Here is a 19,142-nt window from a genome sequence, read left to right on the forward strand (position 1 = left end):
CGGGCAGCGCGGCACAGCGGGCGACTACTCGTCGCTGACCTCCTCGTCGACGATGTACAAGGGCCGGTTTTTGACTTGCTCAAACGTTTTGCCGATGTACAGCCCTACCATGCCCAGCACCGAAAGCAGCAGCCCCGAAAAGAACCAGATGGAAATAATCAAACTAGTGTAACCAGGTTGGTCGATTCGACCGGTCCAATAGCGCAGCAGCGTGATGGGCACAAACAAAAATGCGCCGCTTGATAGCAACAGGCCCAGCTTCACAGCTAGGCGCAACGGTTTGTCCGAATACGCCAGCAAAATATCAAGCCCCTGGTGCAGGCGCTGGCTCAGCCCGTAGCTGCTGCGGCCAGCGGGGCGCTCGGCGTGCGTCACGGCCAGGTAGCCGGGGCGGAAGCCCACCCAGCGCACCATGGTGGGGAAGTAGCGAATGCTCTCGCGCATGGTGAGCACGGCCGTAATCACCCGGCGGTGGTAGATGCCAAAATTGGCTACTGCCGGGTCCTGCGGGGTTTCGGTGAGGTACGACAGCACGCGGTAGAACAGCCGCGAGAGCAGCTTTTTGCTCCATTGGTCCTGCCGATTGAAGCGCCGGGCCAGCACGAGGTCGTAGCCGCGCTGGGCTTCGGCAAACAAGGCCGGAATTTCCTCCGGTCGGTCCTGTAGGTCGCAATCGAGCACCACCACCCACTCGCCCCGGCACCGGTCGAGCCCCGCCGTGATGGCGCGGTGCTGGCCAAAATTACGGCTCAGGCGCAGGCCGTGCACCCGCGGGTCGCGGGCCATTGCCTCCCGAATACAACCCCAGGAATTGTCGGGGCTCCGGTCGTCGACTAAAATGATTTCAAACCGGGGCGAAATGGTTTCCAGCGCAGCCACTAGGCGTTGCACCAACTCGACCACCATGGCTTCGCCGCAATACACCGGGCTCACCACGGAAAGCAAAACAGGGGCCGTGGAGGTCATTGGAAGTGCGGGTTACCGCTCAGGCAGAATACAGATAAAACGAGCAGCTAAAGTCGGCATTAGATACCTCATCCGCGGGCAAGTACCCGGTTGTAGCAATCTCTCAATTGCTCGTACGTGCGGGCCGGTGCAAACTTTTGGCGCACAAAAATGCGACTGGCCACCGAAAACTGCCGGCGCAAAGCACAGTCACTCGCTAGTTCGTTAATGGCCGCGGCCATGGCCGACACGTCGCGGTTGGGTACGAGCAAGCCCGACCTACCGGCCTCAAAAAGCTCGGCGGGGCCGCCGCAATCAGTGGCAATCAACGGCACGCCGTAGTACAGCGCGTCGAGGCAGGTGAGGGAAAACGACTCGGCCTCCGAGAAATTAAGCACGACGTCGTGCGCCTTCATCGCCGCTTCGGTGTCGGTAGCAAAGCCATCAAAATGAACTGCTTCGGTCAACCCCGCTGCCTGCGCGGCGGCTTCCAACTCGCGGCGGAATCCCTGGTTTTTGCTCATGCCCATGTCGCCCCCCACGAAATGAAGGCGCAGGTTTGAATTCCGGGCGTAGGCAATGCGAAACGCCTCCAACGCAAAGTTTTGGCCCTTGCCCCGGATGTAGTTGCTGAGGTAAAGCAGCCGTACGGGGCGGTCCAAGCCATCCAACACCGCGTGCGGCGGCCATTGCTCCCCGTGCGCGGGCAAGGGGTCGTACACGGTGTGCACCCGGGCGTGGCCCGGCGCGAAGTAGGTCCGCACCGCGTCCGACACGCACAGCACCTGCTGGGCCGCGTGCTCGGCCAGCCAGCGCCAGGTGCGCGCCAGTGGTTGGGGCAGCGTGTGGGGCAAGAAGCGCACGTGCGTGAGCACCCGGAGCCGGCCCAGGCTGAGCCACCGCGCCACGTAGCCGGTCAGGTTGTAGAAATCGTTGAGGTGGACCACCGCGGCCCGCTCGCGCCGCGCCAACTGGCGCAGGCGCCAGCCGTTGAGCAGCAGCATGGGCAGGTAGCGCAGCAAATCGGCCGGGCGGCGGCTGATTTCCACAAAGGGCAGCTCGTACACGCGGTAGCCGTCGGCCTCCAAAATGGCCCGACCGGTGCTTCCGGTGGGCAGCACGTAGGCAAAAGCAAACTGCTCGCGCAACGGGCTCGTGGCGTGGCGCAAGGCGTTGAGGGCCCCAGTAACAGCCCGGGAATTGTCGACTACCAACACCGTTAGACCGGAATTCAGGCGCATCAGAACAAGATTAGTTAAGGTAGTGCACGAGCCATGAGCCAGCCCGCATTGAAATGGATTCAATATTAATACTAGTCAATATTTTGACTACCGTATTTACCTATAATTCCCGCCATGTAATTGGCAACTGCCGACTCCGACATCACCTCCTGCCACCACTGCAAAGATGCCAGGTGTAACTTCTGCATTTTCGCCGGATTTTCGAGTAAATTTTTTATGATTTTATCAGCATCATTCCAGGTATCAACTTGAATAATGGGTGAACCGACAAAGAAATGATTTTCCGGGAGTCGCTCTGATACCACTATGCAGCCGCATTTCATTGCTTCGTAATGCCGAAAGCATTCTTCGGCAATCGAGCCACGCGGCGTAAGCACTATTTTAGAATTCTTAATATAGTCGGCGTATTCTACTAAGCTCAATCCCCGTGCAAACCCGCTAGTAAACCGTATGTATGAGCTCGGATACTTGTTGTCGTAGACAGACTTGATTCTCTCCTGCAAGCGGTGTTGCGCGAAAAAAGGCAAATATCGAAGATAACTGTAAAAATTGAACATTTCCCGGCGTCCTTTATGAAGGTTCCCCGAAAAGAAAACATTTATTTTTCGTTCGGAGAAAGGTACGGGGCTGTCTAAGTCCAGGTGCCCATTATATCCCAACGGAAAAGCAAAAAGGTTCGAATATACTTTGCCAAATACTAGTTCTGAATAATAAGACTGAAATATGATGTTGTTACCATCATAAAGATTTGGTCGCGGTGTCTGGCGCTCGTCAGTTATGAGAAACACATTAAGAACAGCATCAGCGTCTTCTATTACCACCGGCTGGTTCCCAAAAATCAGATAGAAATGTATCCGCTGCAAATCATTAACATCCAGTTTAGCAACAAGTTCTTCTACGATACGCTTCCAATATTTTAACTCTAGCAAATTATCTCTGGACAGTTGCCTGTCCATGATTACCGTTACGTTATCGAGTATAGAAAATGAATCATTCATGATTTAGTGAGTTTAGCAGCAAATGTTTTGTGAAGCACTCTACAGCGCACGCCTCTGGAAAGCACGAGAGTACTGAGTGCACCGTTTTCTGTTCTGCTTATTAGGTCAGCACGTCTTCAAGCACGGCCATCCACTGCCGAAATATTATTTCACGGGTAAAGTCCTGCATGCGCTGGCTGGCCAAACTGCCCAGCCGTTCGCGCTCGGCCGCATCGTTTAGCAGTCCTTCCAACGTGTCTGTCCAAACGCTTTGGTCGGCGGCCAGGGTGGCGGCCTGATTGAGCATGGGCATCAGCATACCGAATTCGGCGCTTTCGGCTCTGCGAATGGGCGTCGGCGGCGTGCCAGTGCCAGGGGCCAGCATTTCGCGGGGACCGGTGGGGCAGTCAGCCGTCACAACGGGAACACCGCAAATCATGGCTTCGCCCAGGGCCATCGGAAACCCTTCCCAGGCTGAAGGGAACACAAACAGGGCGGCCGGCCGGATGTACTTGAAGGGGTTTTGCTGAAGTCCCACAAAATACACGTCGTAGTCGGGGGTCAGGGCCTCTCGGTTCCAGGCCTCGTACACCCGCAGGCCCAGGCGGCGGGCGCGGCGGGTCAGGTCGTCGCGCAACTCGCCGTCCCCCACAAACACCAGCTTGGCGGGCCGGCGCGAAAGGAGCGCGGCAAAGGTGTCGAGCAGCGGCGCTTGGTTCTTCTGCGCGGTCAGCCGGCCGGAGGTGACCAGCACGGGCGCCGCCGCGTACACGGCCTGCTCGGCGGCCGTTAGCGGCTCCCGTGATTTGGCCTCAATCTGGGCCACCTCGAAAAAATTGTTGATGGTGACCAACTTCTCGGGCTTCACCCCGAAGCCGTTTATCAGCTCGGGGTTGATGTCGCGGCTCACGGTCACGATTTTGTCGGCGCGGTTGTAGAGGCCGGGCATGAGGACTTTCTTACGCAGCCAACCGATTAACCCGGTAATGTTGCCGTCGTGCAGCTTGGACCCGTGGATGCAGAGCACCACTTTCTCAGGGCCTTTGCTGAGCAGGTTCACGTAGTCGGCCCCTTCTAGGTGGCTCACGCACACGTCGGTTCGCAGGCGGCGCTTGAGGCCCCGCAGCCGCCCGACGCGGCGGCCAAAGTTGCGGATTTTTTCAAGCGGGCCGCCGCCCCCGCTTACCTCCAGGCTCACCACCTCGTTGCCGCTGGGGTACAGGTCGCCGACTTCGGTGTTGAAAACGGCCTCCGTCACGGCGTAGTGCTTGGCCAGTTCCACGCTATGGTCGTGAAAGACGCGCTGCGCCCCACCCAGGCCGAGGTTGGGAATGAGCAGCAACAAGCTGCGACGAGGTTGATTGGCCGGAACACTCATGCAGAAAGACTTTTAGCGCAATCCTCGTACAGTTGCGTGTACGCATGCACGCAACGGCTCATCTCGAATTTGGCAAAAGCCTGGGCGGCCAGCGCTTGGTGGCTACGCAGCAGGTGTTCCTCCTCGGCATACCGTTTCATGGCCTGGTAAAGTGGTTCGACCTCCGCTAGGCCCTGGGCAGGGAAATCAATAAGCAAACCCGCTTCCTGCCCATCATCGGTGCGAATCATCTGCCGGATTTCGCCCACGTCGGTCGAAATGACTCCTTTGCCGCAAAACAAATATTCAGCAATTGAATTGGGTAAGCTTTCCTTTAGCGAGGAAGCCAAGATTCCCACGTCAAACGATGCGATGCAGTCTACTGGATTGTCCACAAACCCCAGAAAACGCAACGCTTCGTCTGCCCGGTACGCCTCGCGGAGCTGGTTCAGAAACGGACTGGCTCCGACCAGCACCAGGTTCATCGGCCGCGCCGACAACCGCCGAAGCCGTTGAAAAGCTTGAATAACCGGCTCCCACCCTTTTTCCGGAACCCCGCGGGCTACCATGCCAAACACCAGCGCATCTGGCTCAATATTGAGCTGCGACCGGGTGTATTTGTCCGCATCGGCCGAGAAACGACCTTCGAGGCCGTTATAAATGCGCCGCACCCGCACGTGGCCGGCGGAAACAGCCACTACTCCCGGCCTGATTACTTCCAAATTTTGCTCTGACAAATACGCAATGCCATTGATTCGGGCGATGGCATCGGCCAGCTTGTGAAGGTAGTTGGGTATTACGTAATGCTGACCTTGTCGATAAAAAGCCAGAAACTGCTCGTAGTCACCATGCATGGTAACTACGAGGGGAACGAGGGGTAACTTTTGCAAGACCTGCGCGAGTAAGTGGTCGCATTTAAAGGTGTTGCTGCTTACTACTTCTATTTTTTTATGCTCAATGAGGTGTGCCAAGTGACGTTGCAACTGCTGCGCGCGCAGGCTGATGCTCCATCCCTGACGCTGCAACCAATCGTCTGCGCGCAGCACGAGGGTGTCTATCTTTCGGTAACTCGGTTGATATTCCAGCAACTCTACGTCCGGTGCCAACCGTTTGACCAAGTCGTGTTCCGTGTATTGCCAATACATACTGTACAGGTACACGCGATGCCCGGCTTCGTGCAGTGCCTGGGCTAATCGTAAGGCAAATGTCTGGGCGCCGCCGATACGAAATTCCTCAACCGCAACTAAAATCGTCATGCTCCTATTCCTTTGATGTCCGCAGCGGAAGTTCCGTGAGGCCGTACACCCGCCCGGGATGCTGATTGGTCAGCATCCGCAGCACGGCGGCCTCCAGGATGGTTACGTCCACCGGATACTCTTTACCGCTGCGCATGTCGCCGCCCACCACTACGTCGTAGTACTTGATACCCATGGCATAAGCCTGCCAATAATAGAGGGGCTGTAGGTAGTTGCGAGGCATAATTTCGACGACGTGGCTGCGTTCGTAATCCATGAAAAATTGTTGAATCATGCCGGCGCCGTGCAGGGCCACGAGGTATTCTGTTTCCTGAAACAGTTGGGCCTGCTGGTCAATGCTCAGGTTTTCGGCCAACACCTCCTCGAAGCCGTGCCGCTTGAGCATCGCCACCGTTTCTTCCTCGTTGGCGAGGTAACGACCGTAGCGCGCTTTGTCGCGGTTCAGGAAAACTTTCCGCCACGGCTTCACCTCGGGCATGGCGTATAACTCCCGCATCGCCCGCCACGCGCCCGGGTTGAACGGAGCCGTTTGAAACTTGTAGAGCTTCTGCACGCGCACCCATTCTTTATCGCCCACTACGTGCCAGTTCAGCCGCTGCAACGGGGGGCTTCGCTGGTACAAGTATTGAAAATACACCGTCTCGTACATGCTTCGGGTAATGAGCAGGGGCGTGCTCAGCGGCAACCCGCTAATCTCCAGCTGCTGCAGGCTGATGAGCGCATCCACCAAGTGGTGAAAGTAGTTGCGGGTGGCCAGGCCATCGTACCAAATGGCCGTCTCCAGCTCCGTGGTTTTCGCCGGCCGCAGCAAATACGGCAGGATGAATGGGTAGGACCGATCAAACTTATAAACCACCGTTTGCTCCACTAACTGCCGGCCGGCTCGGATGCCCAGCAGGCGCTCCGGCTCCAGCAGCACATCTGTCACTTCCAGCACAAAGCTTTCCTGCATGGTCCAGCGCTTGTTGTCTTCGACCAGAAAATCGCTGAATACGGTATCCACAAAGCGCGTCGGCATCCCGGCGAAGACGTCCTCGGTGCGCCGGTGCAGGAAACGAAACCCCTCTCCTTCCTGACGATTCTTCCAGTAGTTAGCCGCCACCCGCCGGCCCAGACCGGTATGCCAAAGGAGGGTGCGGGTGGCTTTGGTGAGGAAGTGGGAAACGGAAGCCATGGCACGTAGAAGAAAGCAGAAGAAGGGGTCTTTGATTAGGCTTGTACGAGTAGGTAGCGGCGGAAGCGCACGGGCACGTACTCTCCCAACGGCCCGCGCAGGTACACCAGCCAGACGAACACGCCCATCAGCCCCGCGGCGAGGGCTCCGATGGGCAAGAACCAGAGCCAGTGATTAAAGAAGGCTATCTTGTTGAAGGCCTGCACCAGTAAGCACACGCCCGCCCCGGCCGCGCTCACCCCCAGCGCCGGCCCCACCACGGGCCGCACCAACGAATCGGCCAGCGAAATGCCGAGGTGCTTGCGCAACAGAAAAGGCACGTACCACACCGACGTCAGCAGCGCGGCCAGAATGGTGCCGAGCAAAATGCCGGGCATGCCCATCCGGTAGCCCAGCGCGATGGATAGCGTGAGGTTCAGGGCCGCTTCAATCATGGCCGCAAAGCTAAGCGGCCGGGCTATGCCTTTGGCATTAAGAAAGAAAACGCCCGTGCGCGTGATGGTTTGCTGCACCATGATGACGAGGGCCAGCACGAGCACCTGTTGCCCGGCGAAGAAGTCGGTCCCCACCCACAAGCGAATAAACCACTCGTCCAGCGCCAGCATCAGCCAGAACGCCGCCATGCTCATCACCACGATGAGCAGCATGATGCGGTGAAAGTAGAAGCGGGCGCGGGCACTGCCTTCGTGCACCACAATTTCGGCCACGGCCGGCAAGGCGTTTTCCGTCACGCGGCCGAGCAGGTTCATGCCCACCTCCGGAATGCGCACGGTGAGGGAAAACACCGCAACTAAGGCTAACGACAGCACCTTGCCAATCACCAGGCGGTCGGTATAAAGAATGACCTGGGTGGCCAGCCCCTGCAGAAACAAAAAGAAGCCGTAACCCAGCATGGAACGCGTCAGTTCTTTGTCGTAATGCCGGAAGCCGATGCTGATATCGGGGTAGTAGCGGCGAAGCAGCAAAACCTGCACCAGCCCGTTGCCAAAAAGCTGAAACAGATTGACGTACACGAACGTCCACAGCCCCACCCCGCGCGACAGCAGCAGCAACGTGAGCCCGGTGCTGAGCAGACTCACGACGAAAACAGGCGTTGAAATGAGGGTCTGGCGGTGGTGGGCGAAGAAGATACCGCCCAGCCCGCGCTGAATGAACTGCCCGCCGACCAGCAGGCTCAGCGTGACAATGATGGGTACGGCTGGAGCCGCCAGCTCGGGGCGCAGGTTGTAGGCCTGGGGCAGCAGCGGCGCCAGACCGATGCCCAGCGTGGCCACCAGCAACCCAAATGCCGCGGCCACCAACACGCCAGTCGACATGATGCGGTTGACCATCCGGCGGTTGTGCTCGTCGTCGCCGCGGTGCAGGGCCAAGTTTCGGATTACGGCCGCCGAAAGGCCAAAATCGAAGAGAGCCAGGTAATTGACTATCTGGAAGAAAATAATAGATAAGCCATACGCGTCCTTATCAAGGTACCTCACCATCAAGGGCGTGCTGACGATGGAAATCACCATGGACACAATGGTGAACACCTGCGTCGAAACAGTGCCCCAGAAAGCGGATTTGGTACGGGAAACTTCCGACATGAAATGGAGGAAACTATGCGAAGGGCAGCACCCCGAAAGCTAACGGCTCATCAAACGCCGTAGGGTGGAGTATTTCACTCCCAACCGAGCCATCAACCAGAACAAGGCCACCTTGGGCCGTCGGGTTTCGTGGAGCGCAAACCATAACCGAGCCGGGGCTTCGGGGCCCTGGCTGGCGTAGTAATGCTCAGCGTGTTCGGCCAGGTTGTGGCGGGCCGCCTTCCACTCCGCGTCCCCTTCAAAATATCCTTTCCGATAAATTCGAAAGTAGGTCTCGTTCAAAGCCAGCTTGTTGGTGTGAACGGCAGAACGGTCGTGCACCCGATAAGAGCCAAGCACCGCCGGCAGGTACGCGAACTGAAACTTACGGGAAATGCGGAGCCACATGTCCAGGTCTTCCGAAAACAACGTTTCGTCGTGGGGACCCACGGCTGCTAACGCCTCCCGACGCACGGTGGTGGTGAGCGTGGGCAAATAAAAGCCCCGCAACAGCGGGAGGATGATGTTGCCTTCGGGTGGAGATTTTGCGGCCCCTGAATTGAAGTAGCACAAGAAGCTGGGCGCTATCTCCTTACCTTGCGAATCAATCAGCCGGCAATCGGCATACACCGCTCCGCAACTTGGACCCCGACGATTGAACTCCGCCACGGTGCGGGCAATCAGTTCCGGATCCAGCACGTCGTCGGAGCCCACCAACGACACGAAGCTGCCGGTTGCTAGGCGGGTGCAGTCGCTGAAAGTGCGCACCAAGCCTTGGTTGCGTTCGTGCTGTAGGAACGTAACCGGGTAGTTCGTGCGCTCCATCCAACGCTGCACCAATAAAGCTGAATGGTCGGTGGAACAATCGTCCACCACAATCAACTCAATGGCTGGATAGGTTTGGGCCTGAACGCTGTCGAGCAAGGTTTCCAGATAGGCAGCATTGTTGTAGGAGCCAATGCCGATGCTAACGACGGGGTAGCTCATGCTAACGACGTTTCCGGCACTAAGCCGTGCGGTGCTTCACGGTAGCGCTGGCCCGTAGCCAACGAATACCACTGGCCGGCTTCGGCCGCCGCGTGCAGCTTTTCGCCTTGCTCGTCCACCCAGCCATGTTGGCGGGCCGGATTGCCGTAAACAAGTGCGTAATCCTTTACATCGCGGGTCACTACCGAAGCAATGCCCGTCAGAGCATGGCGCCCCACCGTCACGCCCGCCAAAATGGTGGAGTTGGCTCCCAGCGAGCAGCCGAATTTCAACAGCGTACCGGCCAAGGCAAAGTCCTTGTTTTTACTTCGGGGCCGTACGTCGTTAGTAAACACCACGTTGGGGCCGATAAATACGTTGTCTTCGGCTGTCACGCCCGTCCACAGGTAGACCCCGCACTTAAGCGTCACGTTGGAGCCAATCACCACCCCGTCTTCAATGAAGCAATGGTCGCAAATGTTGCAGTTGGCCCCAATGCTGACGCCGTTAAGGACGTGCACAAAAGCCCAGATGGTGGTTCCCGCCCCAATATCCGCGGTGTCGACAATGGCGGCCGGGTGTACGTAATAGGGTAGTTTATTGGTCATGGACAGGACCCAATACATGCTTGTTAAACGAGAGGCGGTAACGCCCGGAATACTTCATAATCACGGATATAATCGGCTTCCTGATATTCTTCAGAAGCCAAGCTCAGTAATATTGCTCCTTCAGTAAAGGTCATGGTGTGCCAGCACTGGCGCGACACCAGCAACCCCTGACTGGGGTCGCGGAGTTCTACCGTGGCCCGGTGGCCACCCGGCCACTCCAGCTCAAACCGGATGCTGCCGCTGACGGCAAAAATCAATTGGTCCAATTCGTAATGGGCATGATGGCCCCGCACAACTGTAGTAGGGGTCAAATAGGTCCAGTACACCCGCTTGACGGGAAAAGGCAGTGATTTGTTCTCCGCCACGCTCAGGAAGCCAATAGCATCGTCACCAAGTTTAGCAAGTGGAAAAAGCTGGGCGTGGGGCAACATAAATCAGTTAAAGTACATACGGATAGCCTCGGCCACGCGCCGCACTTCGACCTCCCCCATGCCCGGCCACATAGGCAGACTCAGGCAGGTGGCTGCCAACTCCTCAGCAATGGGAAACTGCCCGGCGCGCATCGCCAAATGAGCGTATGCTTCCTGCAGGTGCGGAGGCACCGGGTAGTGAATGAGGGTGCCAATACCCTGCGCAGCTAGGTACTGCTGCAGCGCCGCCCGGTGGGCTGTGCGGACCACGTAGAGATGGTAAACGTGCGTGCTACCGGCCGCCACCACCGGCAGAGTCAGGTCGCCAATACCCGCTAGGTACTGGTCGTACAGAGCCGCCGCTTGCTGGCGCTGTTTCGTCCACTCCGGCAGGTAGTTCAGCTTCACCGACAGCACGGCGGCCTGCATCTCGTCGAGGCGGGAGTTATAGCCGATAATTTCGTTATAATACTTCTTCTGCGACCCGTAATTACGCAGTGTGCGCAGGCGTCGGTCCACTTCGGCGTCATTGGTGGTTACGGCACCGGCGTCGCCGAGGGCGCCTAAGTTTTTGCCGGGGTAAAAACTCGTGCCGTTGGCGTGGCCGAAACTGCCCGTCGCGCCCCCGTCTGCGGTAGCACCCTGGGCCTGGGCGTTGTCCTCCACCACCAGCAGGTTGTGCCGCCGGGCAATGTCCATAATGGCCGTCATCTCGCAGGCCTGTCCGTAAAGATGAACGGGCATGATGGCCTTGGTGCGGGGGGTGATAGCCGCCTCAAGCTGGGCCGGGTCCAAATTGAAGGTCGCCGGATTGGGCTCTACGGGCACGGGCGTGGCGCCCACGTACGACACTGCCAGCCAAGTGGCGATATACGTATTAGATGGCACAATCACCTCGTCGCCCGGCCCAACCCGCAGCGCCATGAGGGCCAGGTGCAGGGCATCCAGCCCGTTGGCGACGCCCACGCAATGGCCCGTCTGGTTGAACGTCGCGTAAGCAGCCTCGAACTCCGCCACCGCCTGCCCTAATACGTACCACTGGCTGTCGTAGACCCGGGCCAGGGCCGCCAGCACTTCTTCCCGAATGGGCTGGTGCTGGGGCGAAAAGGAAAGAAACGGTAGCTGCATGAACGGTTAAAAATCGGAGTGCAAAGATACGGAAATGTGCGGCTAAACCCGGCGAATGCCGACATTAGCGGCCATCCCCGGCGCCAACGGCGGCGGGCCAGAGGCCCCGGGCCGCTAATTCCTGCTTCAGATGCAGAGCCCACCGGTCCCAGTTTAACACGGCTTCGTAGTGCCGACGGGCGGCAACCCGCATCTGCTGATACGCATGCTCGTCCCGGTACAATCCCGCGATGGCGGCGGCGAAATCGTCTCCGTTCGCGCTCAGAGGCAGCATCAGGCCGGTCTTGCCTTGCTCCACGAAACTGGCGATGCCACCCACATCGGTCGTAACGACGGGCAGGCCGAAGGCATTGGCGTCGGCAAAGGCAATGGCCGCGCACTCGGCGCGCGAGGGCAGAATGAAGAAGTCGGCCGTGCGGAACAGCTCGTCGAGGCGGACCAGGTCGGCGGGCTCGCCCATGTTCAGGTACGGAATGGTGGTGAAGCCGGGGTGCTGGTAGTGCGCCGCTTCGTCGGGCGGTGGCGCGCAGCCCACCACCGTGAGCGTGGTAGTTAGGCCCAACTCGTTCAGGCTCAGCATAGTGTCGTAGGCAATAGCCCCACCTTTGCGCCCCCACTCGCCCCCCAGCAGAAAGAGCCGGCACTCGCTGGTGCGGGGTTTGCTGGCCATCTCGGCGAAGGCAGGGGGCGATGGGTAATTGGCACCGAAGGGAATGACGACTACCTTGTCGGGGTCGGCACCGTAATCTTCGATGGCCGAGCGGGCGGCCCAGTCCGAAGAGTAGCACACCAGCGCCGCTTTGTCAAGCGCGCGTTTCTCGATGTGGTTCAACTCCTGCTTAGAAACCTCGAGCAGCCCCGTCAGGCCCGGGTAAAAGTCCATGAGCTGACGCAGGGTCGAATCCTCACAATAAATAATGGGAACCTGCGTGTCGAGGTAAGCCATTTCAGTGAACGACGCCGGGGCCAGCAACAAATCAAACGGCTGCTGACGCAGCAGCGGGGCAAAGCGGCGGGCATACAGCCAAGCCATGGGTACGCTCCACGAATACTGATAGCGCTTGCCGGTGAGGGGCACGATGACCCGCCGGTTCAGGTTATCGCCAATGCGCAAGGGCCACACCATGGGCACCGGGCCCAGCGCCGTAACGGTTCCAACGTTGCGCTCAAGCGCCTGAAAGATAGAAAAATGCACTCCCGACCATGAGCGCCGGTCCAATGGGTCGGTACTGGTTAAGAAACCGATACGGGGCCGGGAATTACTCGACATTAGACAACAACGGGGGAAAACGGCTCGGCCAGGGACTGGGCAGCGTACCACTCCCAGGTTTTGGCTAAGCCCTGTTCAATGGACAAGTACGGTTGCCAGCCGGAGGCTTTCTGAAGCTTACCACAGTCCAAGATATTGGCGGGCACGTCGAAGGGACGCGCGGGCTGGACCCGCGTCCACAGGGAGCGGCCCATGGCTTCGGCACGGGGGGCGAGCAGTTCCAGCACCTGCCGGTTGGTCAGGCCTTGTCCGCTGCCCAGGTTATACACCTCGCCGGGCTCGCCGGCCTCCAGCGCGGCCACAATGCCGGTGGCCATATCCATCACGTGGAGGTAGTCGCGCACGGTACCGTGCTCTCCATATAACGTAAGCTCGCGCTGGTCTAAAATTGAGGCGATGGCCGTGGCCACAAAGCCCTGCGAGCCGTAAGGCCGTTGCCCTTCGCCGTACGCATTGGCCGGACGCACGCACACAACGGGCAACTGACGGGTTTCGAAGTACATGTGGGCGTATTTTTCCAACGCCAGCTTGGTGATGCCGTAGGGCGAAATGGGAAACGTAGGGTGGGTTTCGCTGATTGGTATTGCCGGTGTGCGCCCGTAGACGGTACCGCCCGACGACACCCATACGAACTTGCGCAGGTGCGGCATCCCGGCTGCTAACTCGAACAGTCGCACCGTTTCGGGAACGTTGACCAACAGGTCGTTCACCGGGTCATCAAAGCTGGTACCGGGGCTAGTTGAATAAGCGAGGTCAATGACTTCGGTCGACGCTTCCAATGCTTCCCGCACTGTCTCCAGCCCGTTTTCAATAAAATTTTCCAGGTAGCGCACCCCAGCGGGCAGACCGATGGGCGAATCGTTGCGGCCCACTACAACCACTTGCCGGCCCCGGGCTAGCAACTCAGTCACTACGGCCCGGCCAATGAATCCGGCTCCCCCTATTACGCAAGTTGTCACGCCTTCGGCTGCAATTGAACTACGGTCCATATCTCCCTAATTCAATAAGAGCTTCCAGGTTAAAAGGAACGAGCTCCAACAGTTAAAGTGATTTTCTATCCCGCCGGTCCTTAACGCGCGGCTCACCGCCCATGGCGGCCGAGCAGCTTGTCACCCACCAGCATCTTAAATCCACTCAGTCGACTCCTGAATAGCCGGGCTACCAGCACCTGGGCAAAGATACGCCCAAACCCGGGTTCGAATTTTCTCATCTCTGCCATGAACCGCTGATGAACTTCACGGGTGAGCGGGGAATAAATGAACGTTTGAAACCATCGTTCCGTCAGCATTACCAAGGCGTGACGATAGGTAACGACGTCAATGGCCACGGTCCGGCGTAAATAGCCCAGCACCCGCGCCATCTCCACCAGCCCCACGCCTTGGGCCTGTGACCTTACGTTTTGACCGTGGGTCCGAAACAGGTTCAGCGGCTCAGCTACGTAGCATACCTGCCCCTCCAGCATCAGCCGTATCCAGAACAACCAGTCGCCCGCCAAGCGCATGTCCTCGGGGGCGGGGCCCACGGCGGCCAGCGCCGAGCGGCGCACCAGCACGGCACTGGCGTTGGCCACGATGTTGGTAATGGGCATGTACTGCTCCACCAGCTCGCGGCCCGGCCGGCAATAGTCCGTGTGGCCCAGGCCGTCAGCCAGCAGCAGCGCCAAGCCCTCCGGCTGCCCCTGGGCATCAATCAGGCGCGACTGGCAGTAGGCCATCACGGCCGCTGGGTTGGCCTCCAGGCACGCAACCAGCCGCGCCAGCAGCGTGGGCTCGGCTGCGTCGTCGCTCTCCGCAATCCAAACGTAAGTGCCAGTAGCCCGGGCCAGTCCCTTGTTCCACTGCCGAAACGTGCTGCCGCTGTTTCGTTCGTTCAGCATCAACTCAATGCGGGGGCTTTTCTGCGCGTACCGGGCCAGCACCGTCCGGCTATCATCCGTCGAGCAGTCATCCAGCAGCAGCACGTTTAAGTTCTGATACGTCTGCTGTAACACACTCTCAATCCGCTGCGGCAAAAACCGGGCGTGGTTGTAGTTTGGGATGATGACGGAAACCAGTGGGGACCTTGGCTGCATAGATTGAATGCGTAGATGAGCACACGAAGAGCCTGTTGTTATCTTTTTAAGTATTTTAAGTATAAATACTTAAAGAAAGAACGAACTGGTTTTTCCTTGTCGTGCTCGTATGCCCGATGCTGCCAGTACAGGTAATCAAATACACTGACGTACTGCTGGCTATGCTTCCCGTGAATGTAGGCAAGCATGTTGCGGTAAGCGACTGGCTGGACTGCTTCCGTTATTAGCGAATTGGTTCTGATTCGGTAATCAAACAAAATTTCGTCCACGTAGTGAAATTGCCAGCCCGCCGCCGCCGCCCTAATCCAGAACTCCCAGTCTTCGTGGCCCATCAGCAGGCGCACTTCATCCAGCCCCCCCAGCTGCTCCCACATGCTCCGCCGGATGACGCTGCACATATCAATGTAATTTTCTTTCAGCAACTGGTACGGGTCAAACGGCTGACCTGCAAAACGGGGGGCCGCGACCTCCCCAAAAAAACTGGCCTTGCCATACACCACCCCCACTTCCGGACGATGGTTAAGCACGGCGATGCCCTGTCGGATGTAGTCGGGCCGGATTTTATTGTCGCTGTCCAGAAACAGGATGTACTCGCCCCTGGCATGAGCAATGCCCTTGTTGCGCGCCGCCGCCGGGCCCTTATTTTCCTGGTAAATTACCTGGCAGCCCTGCGCCGCTGCTTTTTGAAGCACCTCCTGAGTGTGCGTATCGGTGGAGCCGTCGTCGACCACCACTACTTCATACGGCGCAGGGCCAGGGTAGCGGAAAACACTTTCCAAAGCCGCTGGCAGAAAATCGCCCGAGTTGTAACAGGGAATGACGATGGAGATTATCGGAGCGGTTGGGACCTGATTCATCAATACGTTATCGTTAACCCAGGACGTGCTTAACAGCGCGGATAAGCTGGCGATTGATTTCGCCGGTGTCGAACCCCGCAGGCTTAACAGAACCAACTAAAAGTCGGATTGCTGCGCAGCAGCGGCAGCAGCCACCCTTGGATGAATGTTATATCGGCCTTCGCTTGTTTACGCAGCTTCCAAAACCACTTTAGCATGGCGTAATACTGTTGCAAGCGTAACTGATATACGTCTTCTCTGGGCCGCAGCAGGTAGCTTACGTGGTGTTTGACCGTGAATCCCCGGAGATACTTTACGCAAAACAGTCCAAACTCTTTCAGGATGTATGCATCTGTTACGGCCGACTGATTTTTAAAGCTGTTCACCACGACGCCATACAGGAAGAAGTAGTAGCTGACGTAGGCAAACGTGTCGAAATTCTGTTGCAGCTTTTTCCAGTTTATTCGCTCTTTGGGCATGTAGTGCTTATAGCACAGCTGGTCAGAATAATATATTTTTCGCCCCAGTAGTATTAGCCCAATCGCCACCTCGTTGTCTTCTCCCGCAGCTTTACCAGGTAGCTTGCTGGTGAGAGCTGAAAACCCTAAGCCCCGTAGCCGCAACCAGTCGGCTCGCATGATGACCATGCCTGCACCCCACACGTAAAAATCGTTGCTGGCAAAATAACCGATTTCAGGCTTGGGACCGCCAATGATAAAATACCATTTCACTTGGTCGAACCAAGCAGGTGGTGGCAATTCCATCACTGCTGAGCTATGGCCTTGCAATACCCCAATGGCTGGGTCCTGCCGTAGCAGTGCAACCGCCGTGGTGAGGTAGTCGGCTTGCAACCAGTTGTCATCATCCACCGTCAGAATACAGGAGTACTGGGCCGCATCGTAGCCCGTTTCCACCGCGTATCCCTTGCCCGGGCGGGGCTCACGCAGCAGGTGCAGCGTGAAGGGTGCGTCCAGCTTCTGCCACAAAGCCCGCACGAAGGTCCCCGTATCGTCGGTAGAGGCATTATCGACCACAATCAACTCGGCCGCGTAACCGGCCGGCAAAGCAAGTGCCGCCACATGCGTAAGCGTCGGCGCGAGGCGGCTCGTGCCGTTAAACGTACAAATAACAATGGTGAAGCCCTGGGTCATGCAGTTGTGCTATTGGAAATACTCACCCCGGCAGCCCCCGCTCCAACAGGCCCACCACCTTGTTAATAAGCTTGCGCTTGAAGGTGTAGTGCTCTCGCTCCCGCTGGGCCTTCACCAGGTTGTTCACCTCTTTGTAATAAGGCACCAGGGCCCTAAGCCGCACTCCGTCGTTGCTGAGCACCCGGTTGCGGTAGGCCGCGAACAAAGGCGCCAAATCGGGCCGGTTCGCAAACGAAAACCGGCGATTATAGGAAGAAATAGTATCTGGCTTGTGGATGTCATAGTGGCTGAAATGAAAAAACGCCAGCTCAGTGTCCGCGTTTACCCACCAAGTACCGCCGCCGTCGCGCGACAACATTCGTTCGTGCAGATTCCAGTTGGCTACATTGTAGCCCAGGTCGCGGATGATGTAGTAAGACTCGAAAAAAACCGGGACGTAATTTATCCAAATCTGGTCGTAAAAGAGGCCCTCCTGGTCGCGCCGGTAGCCATACTTCACGCAGCGGTCGGCCCACCAGTCAAGAAAAAAAGCCAGTTGCGGGTGCCGGGCCAGCCCCACGAACCCTAAATTAAAAATGCCGGTGGGCAGGATGTGCCGGTCGTTGGGCGAAAACTCATCGTCGACCGGCGACAGCATGTGAGGCGTGAGCGTAATCATGGCCTGACTCAGACCACGAAGCACCTCACTTAATGAGGCAAAAATCTGAATATCAGGGTCGAGGTAAATGACCTGCTCGGCCTTCAGCGTGAAGAAAAAATACTTGAAAAAGAAGGGCTTAACCGTCGTATTCAATTCAACAATGTTGAATCTTTTGCTCATGTCATCAATATTCGGCATCGGAATATCCTCCGCCAGCAAAATGGGAGCGCCAAAGATGGAGTAGTCGACTGAATCGTTTTTTTTGTCGACCAATCCGATAAACACCTCAAATTCCGGGTGAAATTGCTTAAAAGTTTCTACCAGTACCTGAGCAGCAGCCAAATAATTAGTCGAGCACAAAGTGAAGGCTACTTTCATAAGCAAGAAATATTAAATTTTTATTCGCAGACCAAGCATATTTACAGATAATCTTTTAGCACCCGGTGAGTTGCTTCTAGGTATTGGCGCCCCCAACGTTGGCATGGTTCCAGGTGATTTCCCTCCGCCCATTCGTTCCAGGCATTAATAAAGATAAAGTTTTCGTCTGGCGAGTAGGCAGTGAACGATTGCGCTACATGACGAAGCCACCCTTCGTATTTATCAGGAGTGGAATTAGTCATAATAATGGCATTTTTCTTACGTCTTGCGCTATTGTCCCAATCTGGCGTCACTCCCGGAAATAATTTATAATCTGGCTTCGCTCGGCTTATCATGGCCGCCACAACATCGCCGTAATCTCGTATTTCATCCTGGAGATACGGAGAAGGTTTCATTCCCAACCTATTCAGTCCCCGGGTTTTTAAACTCCCGAATTCCCGGCCGGGCAACTTACACCAATCAGGTTGGAAATCCACTGCGGCATCAAATCCCAACTCGTGGGGGTTAGGGTGCGGTCCCCATCCGTTTACTCGCATCAGGTAAAGCTCGCCAATTCCCAGCCGAATGGCTTCTTCACGCCATGTTGCTACTGTGCGCTGCGCATCGGGCAACACATTGGTGCGGTACACAATAAATACCGGCTTACCATCAACCCGGATGTAGCGTGGGTCGGAGAAAGCCGGGGCTAGCGAACGAATATGGATACGGTCATCTTCATCGCTGTATTCCTGTTTCAGCAGCACTTGTTGTTCCGAACCATCCCAACGGCGCGTCCAATTCTCATTGGCCCAGCACAAACAGAACGGAAAATTCGGTGCACCCGATTTCAGTACTTCCTCAAAAGGGCGCTCAAGAATACGGCGGCCATTGAACCAGTAGTGATAGTACATAAACCCATGGATGCCATATTGCTTTGCCATTTCGGCCTGCAACTCCCGGGTTTCAGGCACCCGCAAATCATAGAAACCCAAGTCGGCCGGCAAATGCGGTTGATTGTGGCCAGGAAACCGAGAGCGAGCCTTGGCAACATTGGTCCATTCCGTAAATCCCATCCCCCACCATTCATCGTTTTCAGGCGTTGGATGAAATTGGGGCAAGTACATTGCAAGCGCACGCAAAGAATTAGCCATATGTAATTTACTACAATATTCGTTCTAATTTGTGACTACAAA

General features: G+C 57.1%; 18 protein-coding genes. All 18 read right to left on the reverse strand.

All coding sequences use genetic code 11. The features are described 5' to 3' along the window. Positions 1-24: 24 nt before the first annotated feature. A complete protein-coding gene (locus tag RMO51_RS00575; protein ID WP_310391069.1) occupies positions 25-966 on the reverse strand; it encodes a glycosyltransferase family 2 protein in 942 nt (313 codons plus the stop codon). Positions 967-1,034: 68 nt separating this feature from the next. Continuing rightward, positions 1,035-2,186: a glycosyltransferase family 4 protein gene (locus tag RMO51_RS00580; protein WP_310391070.1), complete on the reverse strand. Its 1,152-nt coding sequence runs from the start codon at positions 2,184-2,186 to the stop codon at positions 1,035-1,037. A gap of 71 nt (positions 2,187-2,257) precedes the next feature. Further along, a complete protein-coding gene (locus tag RMO51_RS00585; RefSeq protein WP_310391071.1) occupies positions 2,258-3,184 on the reverse strand; it encodes a glycosyltransferase in 927 nt (308 codons plus the stop codon). A gap of 100 nt (positions 3,185-3,284) precedes the next feature. Beyond that, a complete protein-coding gene (locus tag RMO51_RS00590) occupies positions 3,285-4,541 on the reverse strand; it encodes a glycosyltransferase (protein ID WP_310391072.1) in 1,257 nt (418 codons plus the stop codon). Next, entirely contained in the window at positions 4,538-5,776 is a 1,239-nt protein-coding gene (locus tag RMO51_RS00595) for a glycosyltransferase (RefSeq protein ID WP_310391073.1), read from the reverse strand. The genes RMO51_RS00590 and RMO51_RS00595 overlap by 4 nt, the downstream gene beginning before the upstream one ends. A 4-nt stretch (positions 5,777-5,780) precedes the next feature. Then, positions 5,781-6,950: a glycosyltransferase family 61 protein gene (locus tag RMO51_RS00600; RefSeq protein WP_310391075.1), complete on the reverse strand. Its 1,170-nt coding sequence runs from the start codon at positions 6,948-6,950 to the stop codon at positions 5,781-5,783. Between the two features lie 35 nt (positions 6,951-6,985). Continuing rightward, complete coding sequence (locus RMO51_RS00605; protein ID WP_310391077.1) at positions 6,986-8,533, reverse strand: oligosaccharide flippase family protein; 1,548 nt, start codon at positions 8,531-8,533, stop codon at positions 6,986-6,988. Between the two features lie 39 nt (positions 8,534-8,572). Further along, a complete protein-coding gene (locus tag RMO51_RS00610) occupies positions 8,573-9,499 on the reverse strand; it encodes a glycosyltransferase (protein ID WP_310391079.1) in 927 nt (308 codons plus the stop codon). Further along, positions 9,496-10,086 (reverse strand): DapH/DapD/GlmU-related protein, encoded by a 591-nt coding sequence (locus tag RMO51_RS00615; protein ID WP_310391081.1) that lies wholly within the window; start codon positions 10,084-10,086, stop codon positions 9,496-9,498. Before RMO51_RS00615 ends, RMO51_RS00610 begins: the two co-directional genes overlap by 4 nt. 23 nt (positions 10,087-10,109) lie before the next feature. Continuing rightward, the gene (locus RMO51_RS00620; RefSeq protein ID WP_310391082.1) at positions 10,110-10,517 is read right to left on the reverse strand and encodes an FdtA/QdtA family cupin domain-containing protein; all 408 of its coding nucleotides are present in this window, start codon (positions 10,515-10,517) and stop codon (positions 10,110-10,112) included. Between the two features lie 3 nt (positions 10,518-10,520). Next, complete coding sequence (locus RMO51_RS00625; RefSeq protein ID WP_310391084.1) at positions 10,521-11,624, reverse strand: DegT/DnrJ/EryC1/StrS family aminotransferase; 1,104 nt, start codon at positions 11,622-11,624, stop codon at positions 10,521-10,523. A gap of 64 nt (positions 11,625-11,688) precedes the next feature. Beyond that, positions 11,689-12,750, reverse strand: coding sequence for a glycosyltransferase family 4 protein (locus RMO51_RS00630; protein WP_310391086.1), 1,062 nt, complete (start codon positions 12,748-12,750; stop codon positions 11,689-11,691). 143 nt (positions 12,751-12,893) lie between these two features. Continuing rightward, a complete protein-coding gene (locus RMO51_RS00635) occupies positions 12,894-13,883 on the reverse strand; it encodes an NAD-dependent epimerase/dehydratase family protein (RefSeq protein WP_310391087.1) in 990 nt (329 codons plus the stop codon). Between the two features lie 92 nt (positions 13,884-13,975). Next, the gene (locus tag RMO51_RS00640; protein ID WP_310391089.1) at positions 13,976-14,965 is read right to left on the reverse strand and encodes a glycosyltransferase; all 990 of its coding nucleotides are present in this window, start codon (positions 14,963-14,965) and stop codon (positions 13,976-13,978) included. 38 nt (positions 14,966-15,003) lie between these two features. Then, positions 15,004-15,822, reverse strand: coding sequence for a glycosyltransferase (locus RMO51_RS00645; protein WP_310391090.1), 819 nt, complete (start codon positions 15,820-15,822; stop codon positions 15,004-15,006). Positions 15,823-15,905: 83 nt separating this feature from the next. Continuing rightward, positions 15,906-16,952, reverse strand: coding sequence for a glycosyltransferase (locus RMO51_RS00650; protein ID WP_310391092.1), 1,047 nt, complete (start codon positions 16,950-16,952; stop codon positions 15,906-15,908). Positions 16,953-16,974: 22 nt separating this feature from the next. After that, positions 16,975-17,970 carry a glycosyl transferase gene (locus tag RMO51_RS00655; protein ID WP_310391094.1) on the reverse strand — a complete coding sequence of 332 codons (996 nt, stop codon included), beginning with the start codon at positions 17,968-17,970 and terminating at the stop codon, positions 16,975-16,977. A 41-nt stretch (positions 17,971-18,011) separates the two neighbouring features. Next, positions 18,012-19,100 (reverse strand): glycoside hydrolase family 99-like domain-containing protein, encoded by a 1,089-nt coding sequence (locus RMO51_RS00660; RefSeq protein WP_310391096.1) that lies wholly within the window; start codon positions 19,098-19,100, stop codon positions 18,012-18,014. Positions 19,101-19,142: the final 42 nt, after the last annotated feature.

Source organism: Hymenobacter sp. (genome assembly GCF_031398885.1).
Lineage (GTDB): Bacteria > Bacteroidota > Bacteroidia > Cytophagales > Hymenobacteraceae > Hymenobacter.